The organism is Streptomyces sp. NBC_00207 (assembly GCF_045160965.1).
Taxonomy (GTDB): domain Bacteria; phylum Actinomycetota; class Actinomycetes; order Streptomycetales; family Streptomycetaceae; genus Streptomyces.
The window spans coordinates 6358171-6372255 of sequence record NZ_CP130715.1 but is presented as its reverse complement, the minus strand read 5'-3'; the positions used below and the strand labels follow the sequence as shown (position 1 = coordinate 6372255).

Sequence of the window (14085 nt, the reverse complement as noted above, 5' to 3'; positions counted from 1 at the left end):
TCGATCACCCGCCAGACCCGACGGGGATGTGATGCGCAACCGTGATGTGACGAGTCGACTTCCGTTATCCGAACGGCGCACCCGCCTCAGCGGTTCAAGAGCTCACGTTCGGCGCGGAACGGACATCCCTCTCAACTGCCTTTTCGTGCATGGATCTTGGGTGTATTCAGGGGATATGCCGAAGGCCGCACCGATGGGTCCGGTGCGGCCTTCGAGCTGGATGTCTCGATATGTGGATGCGGTGGGGGGATCAGTACGCCGGCGCCTGGCCCTCGCGGTCGTAGAAGGGGCGGGTCTGCGCGCGCAGCCACATCGCCACCGGGTCGTGCTCGTCCGCCAGCGCGACCGTGCACACCGGGACGCCCTCGGGGACCACCCCGACGGACTGCCGCATCATCTCCCGTACGGATTCCAGCGCGGGCGCGGAGGCGTCGTACAGGTCGAGCCCGACGGCGAGGTACGGGGATCCAAGCGCGGGCTGCACCCAGGCGCGGCGCAGCGACCGGACGGCGGGCGTGCGGTGCGCGTGCTGGGTCAGCAGCCCGTAGAACTGCGGGAGCTCGATGGCGGGCTCGGAGAGCCGCAGCGGGCCGGCCGGCATCCGGTCCAGGCCGGTGGCGATCCGGCGCAGGTCGGCCCACGGCACGCCGAGGCCGCCGCCCTGGGCGTGCGGGTTGAGCCACAGGCCCCAGCGGTCCGGGTAGAGCGCGCGGGCGATGTCCCGCCCGGTGACCACCTCGTAGCCCCGGTTCCAGCCGCTGGCGGCCAGCTCCTGCGGGGAGGTGACACAGGGCGCGTACCCGAGGCCCTCCACCTCCATGCCGCCGTACTGGGCGTCCGGGGAGCCCGGCTGGCCCTGCCACAGCAGCATCCAGAGCCGGCCCTCGGACAGGGCATGCAGGAGTGACTCGTAGCTCTCATAGCGCCCGGGGGTCACCTGGCGCATCATGTGCTCGACCTGCCCGGCCGCGGCCGTGCCTGACGCACTCACCCGGTACCCCTCTTCGTCCGCCCGTCGTCCACGCGTGCCCCTCAGCTTAAGCGGCCCTACGGGAGGTAGAAGGGGCGTACGCGCTCACGAATCCAGTCCGTGACCGGGTCCTGGGCGGCGTCCAGCAGGATCAACTGCACCGGCCACGGCGGCGGGACACGGGTCAGGGCCCGCCCGAGGGCCTCCATCGGGGCCTCGCGCATCTCGGGTTCCCATCCCACCAGGCGGACACCGATGAACAGCTCCGGCGCCCCGCCCTCGACGCTGGCGAGGCAGCGGTGCGCGGCCGCGACCACGCCGGTGGCCCGGAACTCCTCGGTGGCGGCGGCCAGGAAGTCCACCGGGTCCTCCTGCCAGTCGGGCTCGTAGAGCCGGACTCGGCCGCCGGTGGAGGGGCCGTCGAGCGGGGTCCGGCCGGTGCGGCAGAGCTCCGCGACGGCGGGCGGGGGCAGCGGGACGCCGACGGCGCCGTCGGGATTGAGCGCGATGCCGAGCTGCGGGGGCAGGCCGCGGGCGAACTCCACGGCCGGGGCCACGGCGAAGCCCATGCCGGGGCCGACGCAGGCGAGGAACTGGGCCTCGGAGGTGTAGACGGGGACGTACGCCGCCCCGCCGATGTCCATCGTGGGCAGGGTGAGGTCGGCCGAGTCCGGGCCGCCGCCGTCGGGCAGGGGGACCCACACCTGGCTGCGCCCGAGCACCTCCAGGATCCGCCCCCCGGCGTCCGGGTGCCCGAGCGCCGCCCCGAGCACCTGCTCCAGCTCATTCCCCGGCCAGCCGCTGCCCTGCATGTGCCCCTGCCTTCGCCTGATCCCGCGCGTGTCGCCCCGCAGGGTACCGGCCCGTACGCGCCGCCGCTGCGGGGGCCCGGCCCCCACTGCGCCTCGAACGCCGGAGGGGCTGAACGATGCGGCCCCGCCGCACATCAGGTCCGGCCAGGGCCGGCAGCGGCGCCGCACCCTGCGGGTCAGGCGTGGAACGCGATGCGGGTCACGGTCGCGGCGGAGGCACGGTCGAGCAGGGTGACCGAGGCGCAGCCCCGCGGGGGGCGGCCCGCCTCGGCTTCGCGCAGGAGGCGGCCCACCGCGCCGCGGTGGCGGGCGAAGGCGTAGGCGGACACCCGGCGCCCCCGCGCGGCCTGGCCGGAGAGGGCCTCCGCGGGGCTGCTGTCGAGGAGGAGCAGGTGCAGCGCCCGCCCCCGGCGCCGCGCGGCCGCCGCGAGCAGGCCGCGCACCCAGCTCTGCGTACCGCAGTCGTGGACGACGACGGAGGCTCCGGAGCGCAGGAGCCGCCACAGCCCCCAGTAGTGCGCGGCGCGCACCAGCGGCCGGTACACCGCGTAGGGCAGCGCCGGCGGCATCAGCCGCTCCCAGCGCTCACGGGTGTCCTGGGAGTCGACGGCGCCGCCCTCGGCCGCGGCCCGCTTGATCAGCGTGCTCTTGCCGCCGCCGGGCAGGCCGGACACCACGACGATGTCCCCGTCCGCGAAGGCGAGCCGCTGCGGGCCGTGCACCGCGGGGCCGCGCAGGTCGCGTACGGGGCGGATGGCGGGGTCCGCCGCCCGCCTGCGCCCGTGGTCCCGTCCGTGCGCGCCGCGCTGCACCGGCACCGGCACCGGCACCGAGTCCACGGTTCCCGTCGTCGTCACCGCTCCGAATCTCCGCACAGTGTTCGCCTCCCCCGAATCGGGTCACCAGGACCCTTGCCCACTGAGTGTAAAGAGACGGTAATCCGGCAGCCCCGGTTCCGGTCCGCCCGCTCGGGGTACCGTACGAACTTTCGGACCCCTCCGCCCGATCACGGGCATGGCGTGCAATGATGTGCGCCATCTGGACCAACTGCATACCGGCCGCTTGAATCCGCGCGGGAGAGTCCCGGCACGCCGCAAGGCCGTGCGCGGGCGCCGAAGGAGCAAGATCCTCCCTTGAATCTCTCAGGCCCCGTACCGCGTGGATGAGGCAGATCTGAAAAGCGAGCTGCTCGACAGCTCCACCCAAGGTGCAAGCCGAGGAACTCTCGGCGAACCTCTCAGGTTCCGATGACAGATGGGGAGGACCCTCCTCGTCATGTCATGCCCTGGGACTCGGGAGCCACACCCATGAGCACTGCCCCCCGTCTGACCGCCCTCGATGCGCTGCACCGCTCGCTCGGTGCGACCATGACCGACTTCGCGGGCTGGGACATGCCGCTGCGGTACGCCAGCGAGCGCGACGAGCACAACGCCGTACGCACCAAGGCCGGTCTCTTCGACCTGTCGCACATGGGCGAGATCACGCTGACCGGCCCGGAGGCCGTCAAGGCCCTCGACTACGCGCTGGTCGGCAACATCTCCACCGTCGGCGTCGGCCGCGCCCGCTACACGCACATCTGCCAGGAAGACGGCGGGATCGTCGACGACCTGATCGTCTACCGTCTCGGCGAGACCGAGTTCATGGTCGTCGCCAACGCCTCCAACGCCCAGGTCGTCCTCGACGCCCTGACCGAGCGCGCCGCCGGCTTCGACACCGAGGTCCGCGACGACCGCGACGCGTACGCGCTGCTCGCGGTGCAGGGCCCGGAGTCCCCCGGCATCCTGAAGTCCCTGACGGACGCCGACCTGGACGGCCTCAAGTACTACGCCGGCCTGCCGGGCACCGTCGCGGGCGTGCCCGCGCTGATCGCGCGTACGGGCTACACCGGCGAGGACGGCTTCGAGCTGTTCGTCGCGCCCGAGCACGCCGTGGAGCTGTGGCAGGCGCTGACCAAGGCGGGCGAGGGCGTCGGCCTGGTGCCGGCCGGCCTGTCCTGCCGCGACACCCTGCGCCTGGAAGCGGGCATGCCGCTGTACGGGCACGAGCTGACCACCTCCCTGACCCCCTTCGACGCGGGGCTGGGCCGGGTCGTGAAGTTCGAGAAGGAGGGCGACTTCGTCGGCCGCGCCGCGCTGGAGGCCGCCGCCGAGCGCGCCGCCACCAACCCGCCGCGCAAGCTGGTCGGCCTGATCGCCGAGGGCCGCCGCGTCCCGCGCGCCGGATTCCCGGTCGTCGCCGACGGTCAGGTCATCGGCGAGGTCACCTCGGGCGCCCCGTCCCCGACGCTGGGCAAGCCGCTCGCGATGGCGTACGTGGACGCGGCGCACGCCGCGCCCGGCACCTCCGGCGTCGGCGTCGACATTCGCGGTACGCATGAGCCGTACGAGGTCGTGGCGCTGCCGTTCTACAAGCGGCAGAAGTAGTTCCGCACACGGTCCAGCCGTGCACGAGCCGTACGGGAACCCCGTCCGGCAGCGTCTCAGTACCCGAGACCACCGTTCGTATCCACTCCCCCGCATCCAGGAGAATCAGGTCATGAGCAACCCCGAGAAGCTGCGTTACACCAAGGAGCACGAGTGGCTGTCGGACGCCGTGGACGGCGTCGCGACGGTCGGCATCACGGAGTTCGCGGCCAACGCGCTCGGTGACGTCGTCTACGCCCAGCTCCCCGAGGCCGGCGAGACCGTGACCGAGGGCGAGACCTGTGGCGAGCTGGAGTCGACGAAGTCGGTCAGCGACCTGTACTCCCCCGTCTCCGGCGAGATCGTCGAGTTCAACCAGGACGTCGTGGACGACCCGGCGCTCGTGAACACGGCCCCGTTCGAGGGCGGCTGGCTGTTCAAGGTGCGCCTCTCGGAGGAGCCGAAGGACACCCTGTCCTTCGAGGAGTACACCCAGCTCACCGCCGGTAACTGACCCCAGGGGACCCTGATGTCTGTACTGAACACCCCTCTCCACGAGCTCGACCCGGACGTCGCCGCCGCCGTCGACGCCGAGCTCGTGCGCCAGCAGTCCACCCTGGAAATGATCGCGTCGGAGAACTTCGCTCCGGTCGCCGTCATGGAGGCCCAGGGTTCGGTCCTGACCAACAAGTACGCCGAGGGCTACCCGGGCCGCCGTTACTACGGCGGCTGCGAGCACGTCGACGTCGTCGAGCAGATCGCGATCGACCGCATCAAGGCGCTGTTCGGCGCCGAGGCCGCGAACGTCCAGCCGCACTCGGGTGCGCAGGCGAACGCCGCCGCGATGTTCGCGCTGCTGAAGCCGGGCGACACGATCATGGGCCTCAACCTGGCCCACGGCGGTCACCTGACCCACGGCATGAAGATCAACTTCTCCGGCAAGCTCTACAACGTGGTCCCGTACCACGTCGACGAGACCGGCGAGGTGGACATGGCCGAGGTCGAGCGCCTCGCCAAGGAGTCCAAGCCGCAGCTGATCGTCGCCGGCTGGTCCGCCTACCCGCGCCAGCTGGACTTCGCCGCCTTCCGCCGGATCGCGGACGAGGTCGGCGCGTACCTGATGGTCGACATGGCGCACTTCGCCGGCCTGGTCGCCGCGGGCCTGCACCCGAACCCGGTGCCGCACGCCCACGTCGTCACGACCACCACGCACAAGACCCTCGGCGGTCCGCGCGGCGGTGTCATCCTGTCGACGCAGGAGCTGGCCAAGAAGATCAACTCCGCGGTCTTCCCGGGTCAGCAGGGCGGCCCGCTGGAGCACGTGATCGCGGCCAAGGCGGTCTCCTTCCTGGTCGCGGCCTCGCCCGAGTTCAAGGAGCGCCAGGAGCGCACCCTGGAAGGCGCGAAGATCCTCGCCGCCCGCCTGGTCCAGGACGACGTCAAGGCCGTGGGCGTGGACGTCCTCACCGGCGGCACCGACGTGCACCTGGTCCTGGTCGACCTGCGCAACTCCGAGCTGGACGGCCAGCAGGCCGAGGACCGCCTCCACGAGGTCGGTATCACGGTCAACCGCAACGCCATCCCGAACGACCCGCGGCCCCCGATGGTCACCTCGGGTCTGCGGATCGGCACGCCGGCCCTGGCCACCCGCGGTTTCGACGCCGAGGCCTTCACCGAGGTCGCCGAGATCATCGCGCAGGCGCTGAAGCCGGCGTACGACGCCGAGTCCCTCAAGGCGCGCGTCTCTGCGCTCGCCGCGAAGTTCCCGCTGTACCCGTCGCTCTAAGCGACGGCATGAAGGGCCCGGTCTTGTTCGCGGACAGGGCCGGGCCCTTCTCATGGCCGAGGAGCACCGGGCGGACGCACCCCCGCCCCACCTTCCACACCTTCCCCAGCCCCCGCCCCCGCACGGCGCAGGGCTCCCCCACCCCTTCCGCCTCCCGGCGGCGGGCACCCTCCGCGGCGACGGCCGTGCGGGACCACGAGGCGGCTCCGGAGCGTGAGACGGCACCCGCCCGACCCGTCCACGTAATGCATCCCACCTCGTCCGGCAGCCGAGACGTTCACCTCACCGCGTTAAGCTCGTCTGTCGGACAAAATCTGATCAATCCACCTCTCCTGCCCCCTCCCACCCCACGAGCAGACAAGGGAGTCCGCCACCGTGGCCATCTCCGTCTTCGATCTCTTCTCCATCGGCATCGGTCCCTCCTCCTCCCACACGGTCGGTCCGATGCGCGCCGCGCGGATGTTCGTCATGCGGCTGAAGAAGGACGGCGTGCTGGCCCAGACCGCATCCGTCCGGGCCGAGCTCTTCGGCTCCCTCGGCGCGACCGGCCACGGACACGGCACCCCCAAGGCGGTGCTGCTGGGCCTGGAGGGCCACTCCCCCCGCACGGTGAACGTCGAGACGGCGGACGCCGAGGTGGAGCGCATCCGCAAGAGCGGCCGGCTGCGGCTGCTGGGAGCGGAGATAGGCGATGGACACGAGATCGCCTTCGACGAGCCGAACCAGCTGATCCTCCACCGCCGGCGCTCCCTGCCGTACCACGCGAACGGCATGACGCTGTTCGCGTACGACGAGGCCGGCGCCCCGCTGCTGGAGAAGACCTACTACTCGGTCGGCGGCGGTTTCGTCGTGGACGAGGACGCGGTCGGCGAGGACCGGATCAAGCTCGACGACACGGTGCTGAAGTACCCCTTCCGCAGCGGCGACGAGCTGCTGCGCATGGCCCGGGAGAGCGGCCTGTCGATCTCCGCGATGATGCTGGAGAACGAGAAGGCCTGGCGCACCGAGGAGGAGATCCGCGAGGGCCTGCTGGAGATCTGGCGGGTCATGCAGGCGTGCGTGGCGCGCGGCATGTCACGTGAAGGCATCCTGCCGGGCGGCCTGAAGGTCCGGCGCCGGGCCGCGAACACCGCCCGCAAGCTCCGCTCCGAGGGCGACCCGCTGGCGCTCTCGATGGAGTGGATCACCCTCTACGCGATGGCCGTGAACGAGGAGAACGCGGCCGGCGGCCGGGTGGTCACCGCTCCGACGAACGGCGCCGCGGGCATCATCCCGGCGGTCCTGCACTACTACGTGAACTTCGTGCCCGGCGCCGACGAGGAAGGCGTGGTCCGCTTCCTGCTGGCAGCGGGTGCGATCGGCCTGCTCTTCAAGGAGAACGCCTCGATCTCCGGCGCCGAGGTCGGCTGCCAGGGCGAAGTGGGCTCCGCCTGCTCGATGGCGGCCGGCGCCCTCGCCGAGGTCCTCGGCGGCACCCCGGAGCAGGTCGAGAACGCGGCCGAGATCGGCATGGAGCACAACCTGGGCCTGACCTGCGACCCGGTCGGCGGCCTGGTCCAGATCCCCTGCATCGAGCGCAACGGCATGGCCGCGGTCAAGGCCGTCACCGCCGCCAAGATGGCGATGCGCGGCGACGGCACCCACAAGGTCTCCCTCGACAAGGTCATCAAGACCATGAAGGAGACGGGCGCCGACATGAAGGTCAAGTACAAGGAGACCGCCCGCGGCGGTCTCGCGGTCAACGTCATCGAGTGCTGATCCACGGCAGGTGACGGAAGGGGCCCGGCGCGCACGCGCCGGGCCCCTTCCGTATGCCGTCGGGGCTATCCGCGGCGCAGCGACTTGAGGACCCCCTTGGCGAAATCGTCCACCGCCGCGTCGTACGCCTTCAGGCTCTCGGCAGTGGGCGGTGTGCGGGCCTCGGCCGTGACCGTCACGTCGATCATCATGTTGCTGTCGCGCAGCCGCAGCTCGCGCACCTGGCGCAGCTCGGTCGGCTTGTTGAAGGCGAACCGGTAGGCCTCCTTGCCGACGCCCTTCACCTCGGTGAGGCCGCTGTCCGGCATGTCCTTGGCCGTGTTCTCGCGGCCCCGGGCGAACACGTCCTTGGAGAAGTCGACGCTCTCCGTGTAGGCGAGGTCCAGCTCGACCTTGACGCTGCCGTACTTCGCCGGGCCGGTCTCGACGAGCGGCTGGACGCACTTGACGCCCGGGGCGCCCTGGCCGGACCGCTTGTCCCGGTCCGCGGCCTCCTCGCGCGCCCCGAGCGGGTCGGCGAGCTCGCGGTACGGGAGCACGTTGCAGATCTCGTCCGTGGCCACCCAGCGGTAGCCGCCCTTCCCCTCCTGCGAGACCTCCCGGTCCGCGTCGCCGCCGCAGGCGGTGGCCGCCAGGACGAGGGCCACGACGACGGTTCCATGACGGGAAAAGCGGTGTGGACGCATCCGGTTCTCTCCTGTCGAGCGGGCCAGGTTCCGGTCAACCACCTTGCCATCCAGGGAAGTTGTGCAGCGGTGGATTGGCCGAAGGAGAACGGGAACCGCCGGATCCGCCGTGGCGTCCTAGGCTGTGCCACCAGTCCCCGTCTCTCAGGAATCGAGGGGACGTCATGATCCACGCACGTCTCCGGCAGATCGTGGCCCTGGCCTCCGGCGCGCTGCTCGCCGCATGCCTCTCCTTCGCCGCACCTGCCTCGGCCGCCACCTCCACCGCCGCCGCCCCTACCGTCGCCACCGTCACCCAGAGCCAGACCCCGCTCGTCGTCAACGCCCGCTGGGGCGGGCACGCCACGTACGACCGGATCGTCATCGACCTGCAGGGGTACGTCCCCGAGGTGACCGTCACTCCCGTCCCGCAGCTGGTCTACGACGGGTCCGGAAAGCCCGTGCCGCTGGCCGGGAAGTACTTCCTGGAGATCCGCTTCAACCCCGCCGCCGCACACGACGACGCGGGCCAGAGCGTCTACCACGGACCCAAGCTCCAGAAGATCTACCTCAGCAAGCTCAAGGGCATCGCCCTGACCGGCGACTACGAGGGGTACGTGACCTTCGGCGCCGCCTTCGACACCGTGCCGTACTACCGCGCCTACGCCCTGCACTCCCCGGAGCGGTTCGTCGTGGACATCTCGCACGTCACCCGGTGACGAGCGGACGGCCTTGCGGGCGCAGGGCCCGGGGCGTCACACGTGCCCCGGGCCCTGCGCCGGCCCGCCCGTCACCCCGCCGGACGGATCCTCATCCGCAGCGGATGCTGGGCAGGCCGGCCGAGGCGGCGGCCGGGTTCCGGGAGCCCTCGCCGGCTGCCGTCGGATGAACGCCCGGCCGCTGCCGGCGCGGCTGGAGTCGGCGCTGGCGGAGGTGCCGGCGTAGGTCCCGGCGGAGAGGGCGCCGCCGCGCGCCGGCGCCCCGGGGATGCCTCCCGTCACCTCCGCCAGAACAGGTGGTGCGTCACACCGCTGGGACTGGGCACGACGTCGAGGTGGAACCGGTCGAGCAGCTCATCGGGGGACTCCCAGAGCCTGGTCCCGGCTCCGAACTCCACCGGCGCGACCGCCACGTGCAGGGTGTCGACGAGGTCGGCGTCGAGGAACTCGCGGACGGTGGTCGCCCCGCCGCCGAGCCGGACGTCCTTGCCCTGCGCTGCCTCCCGCGCCCGGTCGAGGACCGTCGCCGGGTCGGCGTCGACGAAGTGGAACGTGGTGTCGGAGAGCGTGAACGAAGGACGTGTGTGATGGGTCAGGACGAACACCGGGGTGTGGAAGGGGGGCTCCTCCCCCCACCAGCCGCGCCAGTCGTGGTCGGCCCAGGGCCCGCGCTGGGGCCCGAACTTGTTGCGGCCCATGATCTCGGCGCCGATGTGGTGCGCGAAGTCCCGGGTGAAGTAGTCGTCGAGGCCCCGGCTCCCGCCGGGGTCGGTGCGGTTGGGCCAGCTCGCGGTGGCTCCGGCCCAGGCGAACAGCTCGCCGGGATCGGCGTCGCCGAACGGCCGCGCGAGGCTCTGGTGCTCACCGGCACCGAATCCGTCGCGCGAGACGCAGAAGTTCTGGACTCTCAGCAATTGCTCCACGGGCTTCCTCCAGTCTGGTCGACGACGATGAGACCGCCCGGGCGGGGAAAACTCATCGCTGTACGGTCAACCGTTCGGCGCGCCCCGGCGAAACGGGCTCAGCGGTGCTCGGGATTGGGGAAGTCGAAGCGGCAGCCGGCGTCCCAGAGCGAGCGCTGGTTGCCGTGGGCCGGGATGCCGCCCGAGCGCTTGAGCAGGGCGGCCAGGTGCATCAGGTTCCACGACATGAAGGTGGTGTTCCGGTTGGTGAAGTCGTTCTCGGGACCGCCGGAGCCCGGGTCGAGGTAGGACGGCCCGGGTCCGGCCTCGCCGATCCAGCCCGCGTCGGCCTGCGGCGGGATCGCGTAGCCGAGGTGCTGGAGGCTGTAGAGGACGTTCATGGCGCAGTGCTTGACGCCGTCCTCGTTGCCGGTGATCAGCGCGCCGCCGACCCGCCCGTAGTAGGCGTACTGGCCCTGCTCGTTCAGCAGGGAGGAGCAGGCGTAGAGCCTCTCGATGACCTGCTTCATCACGGAGCTGTTGTCGCCGAGCCAGATGGGGCCGCACAGCACGAGGATGTCGGCGTCCATGATCTGGCTGTAGAGGACCGGCCACTGGTCGCTCTCCCAGCCGTGCTCGGTCATGTCCGGCCAGACGCCGGTCGCGATGTCGTGGTCGACGGCCCGGATGAGCGAGGTGCGGGCGCCGGCCGCTTCCATGACCGCACGGCTCTTCGCGATCAGGCCCTCGGTGTTGCTGGTCTCGGGCGAGCGCTTGAGGGTGCAGTTCACGTACACGGCGGTGAGGTCTGGGTACTGGAAGTCGTCGGACACTCCCCCAGCCTGTGGACCGCCCGGCCCGGCCGCCAGCCGGGGACGGCCGTACGGGGCGGCGTTACGGGGGCGGCGTTACGGGCGCGGCCGTGACGGGGGCGCCCGCAAATCTAGGATGGCGCCATGTCCCTCCCGCATGCCATCCTCACCGCCCTGCTCGAGAAGCCCTCGTCCGGGCTGGAGCTGACCCGGCGGTTCGACAAGTCGATCGGGTACTTCTGGTCGGCCACGCACCAGCAGATCTACCGCGAGCTCGGGCGGCTGGAGGAGGCCGGGCTGATCCGGGCGCTGCCCAGCGAGGTGCCCGTGCGGGGGCAGAAGAAGGAGTACGAGGTGCTGCCCGACGGCAGCGCGGAGCTGGCCCGGTGGGTCGGCGAGAGCCAGGACCCGAAGCCGATGCGCGACCCGCTGCTGCTGCGGATCCGGGCGGCCGGCGTGGTGGGGCCGCAGGGGCTCGGCCCTGAGCTGCGACGCCATCTGGACCTGCACCGGCGTCAGCTGGCGCAGTACGAGGCCATCGAGGAGAAGGACTTCCCGCCGGGGCGCGACGCCGTGGAGGACCGGCTGCGCCGGCTCGTCCTGCACGGCGGGATCGCCCTGGAGACGTTCTGGCTGACCTGGCTGGAGGAGGCCCTCGCCGAGGTCGAGGACATGTCCGGGCCGCAGGCCTGACGCGAACGCACGCGCGCTCCCGCCCCGGCGGGCGGGGCGGGAGCGGAGGGACCGACTACTTGTTCAGGGAGGCCCAGAACTCGTCGAAGCTCAGCAGGCCGTCGCCGTTCGCGTCCTTGGCGGCGATCACGGCGTCCGCGACCGGGCCGGTGACGAACGGGTCGCCCATGGCCGCCATGGCCGCCTTGAACTCGTCGGCCGTGACGAAGCCGTCACCGTTCGCGTCGAACTTGCCGAACGTCGTCCGTGCGCTGTCGATGTCCGCCACTGGGTCCACTCCTTCTTGATGCCTGTTGACCGGCTCAGGGTAGCGGTCTCCCCCGGCGGCCCCGGCCGCGGGTCCCGTTCGAGCGGCAGAAAACAATTCAATTACCCCTCCGTAATGCGGAACCTATAATTCCAGCCAACAAATCCGGATTCCACTTGTCACGCTCCGGGGCCACCGCATAACGTAACGGCATTGCCGCCACACCAGGAGCGCAGGGCTCCCAGGGACAAGCGGCAACAAGGGCGATCACACAGGTGACGATCACAGCTGACGCATCATTCGAAGTTCTGCCCTTCACCCGCTCCTGCCGCCATATCTGGGAAGACGGCGACCATGTGCTCATCGGAGTGAGTCCCGGAAACAGCTACTTCAGTTCCGAGCGCATCGCCGGCCTCGCACGGTGGGCCAAGACCCGATTCGCGCTGGTCGACTTCGTCTACGCCGACCTCCACGTAGACCGGATGTTCGCCGCTTTCGGCTACAGCCGCGAGCACGCGGAAAGGCGCGCAGCGAAGGAAATCAAGGCGGTCCGGCGGCGGATCCTCAAGGGCGTGGAGGAATCAGGTCCCGGGCAGGCCGAAATCCGCGTGCGAGCTCTGTCGGATTTCCAGTCGAACCCGGTGTACCAACTGCTACACCGCCGCGTCCTGCACTTCCTGGAAACCGACGATGAATTCCGCAAGGGCTGCGAGAAGATGGCCCTGCATTTTATCGGCTCCAAGTTGCCGGAAGGTGAATCGATCACGGACGACCAGTTGCAGGTCTGTTTCGATTACATGGCGGCCGAGCTGCCGTTCTTCGTGGACACCCCGAGCATTCTCGACGTGCCGTCCTCGGTGGCGGCCTACCACGTCAGGATGCCGCTGACCGATGTCCTCTTCGCGCGCGGCGGGGGCCTGCGCGCGACCCGCAACCAGGCCTACGCGGTCGTACGGCCCGAGCCCGCCGCGGCCGCCGCACCCCAGAGCGCCGTGAACCACGCACCGACCGAAAGGACCGTCGATGAGCGTCGAGCAGCTTGAGGGCGGGGAGGGCCCGGCGGGCCGGGAACCTCAGCCGCTCCTCGACTTCCCTCTCTCGCGGCGCGGTGACGTGCTCCCGGAGGAGTGCGGCTGGCTGCGCGAGAAGGCCCCGGTCGCCCGGGTCCGGACCCTCACCGGGGACCCGGCCTGGCTGGTGAGCAGCTACGCGCTGGCCAAGCAGGTGCTGGAGGACGAGCGCTTCAGCCTCAAGGACACGGCGAACGCCGGGGTCCCGCGCCAGTACGCGCTGACGATCCCGCCCGAGGTCGTCAACAACATGGGCAACATCAACAGCGCCGGCCTGCGCAACGCCGTGATGAAGGCGCTCAATCCGCGCCAGAAGGGGCTGCAGGACCTGCTGCGGGCCAAGGCCGGCGAGCTCATCGACGGGCTCGTGGCCGAGGGCGGCCCGGCCGACCTCCGGGCCGGGTTCGCCGACCCCTTCTCGGCGGCCCTGCACTGCCAGGTGCTCGGGGTGCCCTTCGAGGACCGGCGCCGGCTGATGTCGGGGCTGGACGTCGCGTTCATGACGGCGCGCGAGCCGTTCGCCGACTCGGCCCTCAACTGGTACAAGGATGTGGGCTACTTCGCCGAGCAGCTGGGCGTCCAGCTCGCCCTGGCCCCCGAGGAGCGTACGGGGCTCCTCGGGAGGTTCGCCGGGCTGAAGGAGGCGGACCCCGAGTCGGCCCATCTGACCGACGACATGTTCGCGACGGTCGCCGTCTCCCTCTTCGGCGCGGGCGCGGTCTCGACCTCGGCGTTCCTCACCCTCGCGGTCCTCGCGCTGCTCCAGAGGCCCGAGTTGATCGGGTACCTGCGTGCGCACCCGGAGCGGATGGGCAGGGCGGTCGACGAGCTGCTGCGCTGGAACCTGTCCGTCGGTGACGGCCTGCCGCGCATCGCCCTGGCGGACGTCCGGGTCGGCGAGGTCCTGGTGAAGGAGGGCGAGCTCGTCCTCGTCCTCCTGGAGGGGGCCAACTTCGACCCGGAGGCCTTCGAGAACCCGGACGAGCTGGACCTGGAGCGCGAGAGCCCGAACGCCCACCTCGCCTTCGGCGCCGGGCGCCACTTCTGCCCGGCCTCCGCGCTGGGCCGGGCACACGCCGAGATCGCGCTGGAGGTTTTGGTCGAGCGGCTGCCCGGGCTGCGCCTCGCGGTGCCCGCCGAGAACCTCGTCTGGCGCACGGGCTTCATCAAGCGACTTCCGGAGCGTCTTCCGGTCGCCTGGTAGTCCGCGGCCCGACGGGTCGGCTGCGGTGCCCCGGGAGTTGTGCGA

General features: G+C 71.1%; 15 protein-coding genes and 1 riboswitch. Of the genes, 8 read left to right on the top strand and 7 right to left on the bottom strand.

What is annotated here, in order from left to right:
* Window positions 1-250: 250 nt before the first annotated feature.
* From OG472_RS30255 to OG472_RS30245, 3 genes are all read right to left on the bottom strand, one after another.
* Window positions 251-991 carry an enhanced serine sensitivity protein SseB C-terminal domain-containing protein gene (locus OG472_RS30255; RefSeq protein ID WP_361765133.1) on the bottom strand — a complete coding sequence of 247 codons (741 nt, stop codon included), beginning with the start codon at window positions 989-991 and terminating at the stop codon, window positions 251-253.
* Window positions 992-1047: 56 nt separating this feature from the next.
* Entirely contained in the window at window positions 1048-1782 is a 735-nt protein-coding gene (locus tag OG472_RS30250) for an enhanced serine sensitivity protein SseB (RefSeq protein ID WP_383563336.1), read from the bottom strand.
* A gap of 176 nt (window positions 1783-1958) precedes the next feature.
* A complete protein-coding gene (locus OG472_RS30245) occupies window positions 1959-2612 on the bottom strand; it encodes an AAA family ATPase (protein ID WP_405943219.1) in 654 nt (217 codons plus the stop codon).
* Between the two features lie 233 nt (window positions 2613-2845).
* Window positions 2846-2949: riboswitch (glycine riboswitch) on the top strand.
* A 140-nt stretch (window positions 2950-3089) separates the two neighbouring features.
* On the opposite strand from OG472_RS30245, the gene gcvT reads away from it, so the two are divergent.
* The 4 genes from gcvT to OG472_RS30225 all read left to right on the top strand — a co-directional run bounded on the left by gcvT (window position 3090) and on the right by OG472_RS30225 (window position 7728).
* Window positions 3090-4205 (top strand): glycine cleavage system aminomethyltransferase GcvT, encoded by a 1116-nt coding sequence (gcvT, locus tag OG472_RS30240; RefSeq protein WP_351584754.1) that lies wholly within the window; start codon window positions 3090-3092, stop codon window positions 4203-4205.
* Between the two features lie 112 nt (window positions 4206-4317).
* On the top strand, window positions 4318-4698 hold the full coding sequence (gene gcvH, locus OG472_RS30235; protein WP_401612057.1) for a glycine cleavage system protein GcvH: 381 nt from the start codon (window positions 4318-4320) through the stop codon (window positions 4696-4698).
* A 15-nt stretch (window positions 4699-4713) separates the two neighbouring features.
* Window positions 4714-5970 carry a serine hydroxymethyltransferase gene (glyA, locus tag OG472_RS30230; RefSeq protein WP_401612054.1) on the top strand — a complete coding sequence of 419 codons (1257 nt, stop codon included), beginning with the start codon at window positions 4714-4716 and terminating at the stop codon, window positions 5968-5970.
* A gap of 375 nt (window positions 5971-6345) precedes the next feature.
* Window positions 6346-7728 (top strand): L-serine ammonia-lyase, encoded by a 1383-nt coding sequence (locus tag OG472_RS30225; RefSeq protein WP_405942258.1) that lies wholly within the window; start codon window positions 6346-6348, stop codon window positions 7726-7728.
* A 65-nt stretch (window positions 7729-7793) separates the two neighbouring features.
* Here the strand turns inward: OG472_RS30225 and OG472_RS30220 are convergent, their stop codons facing one another.
* The gene (locus OG472_RS30220) at window positions 7794-8375 is read right to left on the bottom strand and encodes a hypothetical protein (protein WP_405942257.1); all 582 of its coding nucleotides are present in this window, start codon (window positions 8373-8375) and stop codon (window positions 7794-7796) included.
* Between the two features lie 203 nt (window positions 8376-8578).
* Between OG472_RS30220 and OG472_RS30215 the strand changes: the two genes are divergently transcribed.
* Window positions 8579-9112, top strand: a complete 534-nt coding sequence (locus OG472_RS30215; RefSeq protein WP_401612046.1) for a hypothetical protein — start codon at window positions 8579-8581, stop codon at window positions 9110-9112.
* Between the two features lie 278 nt (window positions 9113-9390).
* On the opposite strand, the gene OG472_RS30210 is transcribed toward OG472_RS30215, so the two are convergent.
* A complete protein-coding gene (locus OG472_RS30210; protein WP_405942256.1) occupies window positions 9391-10035 on the bottom strand; it encodes a dihydrofolate reductase family protein in 645 nt (214 codons plus the stop codon).
* Between the two features lie 98 nt (window positions 10036-10133).
* Window positions 10134-10847 (bottom strand): flavodoxin family protein, encoded by a 714-nt coding sequence (locus tag OG472_RS30205; RefSeq protein WP_383563317.1) that lies wholly within the window; start codon window positions 10845-10847, stop codon window positions 10134-10136.
* 123 nt (window positions 10848-10970) lie between these two features.
* Here OG472_RS30205 and OG472_RS30200 point away from each other — a divergent pair, with 123 nt between their 5' ends.
* On the top strand, window positions 10971-11519 hold the full coding sequence (locus OG472_RS30200) for a PadR family transcriptional regulator (RefSeq protein ID WP_405942255.1): 549 nt from the start codon (window positions 10971-10973) through the stop codon (window positions 11517-11519).
* 55 nt (window positions 11520-11574) lie between these two features.
* Here the strand turns inward: OG472_RS30200 and OG472_RS30195 are convergent, their stop codons facing one another.
* Window positions 11575-11787, bottom strand: coding sequence for an EF-hand domain-containing protein (locus tag OG472_RS30195; protein ID WP_383563314.1), 213 nt, complete (start codon window positions 11785-11787; stop codon window positions 11575-11577).
* A 254-nt stretch (window positions 11788-12041) separates the two neighbouring features.
* Between OG472_RS30195 and OG472_RS30190 the strand changes: the two genes are divergently transcribed.
* Together OG472_RS30190 and OG472_RS30185 are read left to right on the top strand one after the other, a co-directional pair.
* Complete coding sequence (locus OG472_RS30190; protein WP_401612039.1) at window positions 12042-12809, top strand: tRNA-dependent cyclodipeptide synthase; 768 nt, start codon at window positions 12042-12044, stop codon at window positions 12807-12809.
* On the top strand, window positions 12790-14040 hold the full coding sequence (locus tag OG472_RS30185) for a cytochrome P450 (RefSeq protein WP_405942254.1): 1251 nt from the start codon (window positions 12790-12792) through the stop codon (window positions 14038-14040). The genes OG472_RS30190 and OG472_RS30185 overlap by 20 nt, the downstream gene beginning before the upstream one ends.
* Window positions 14041-14085: the final 45 nt, after the last annotated feature.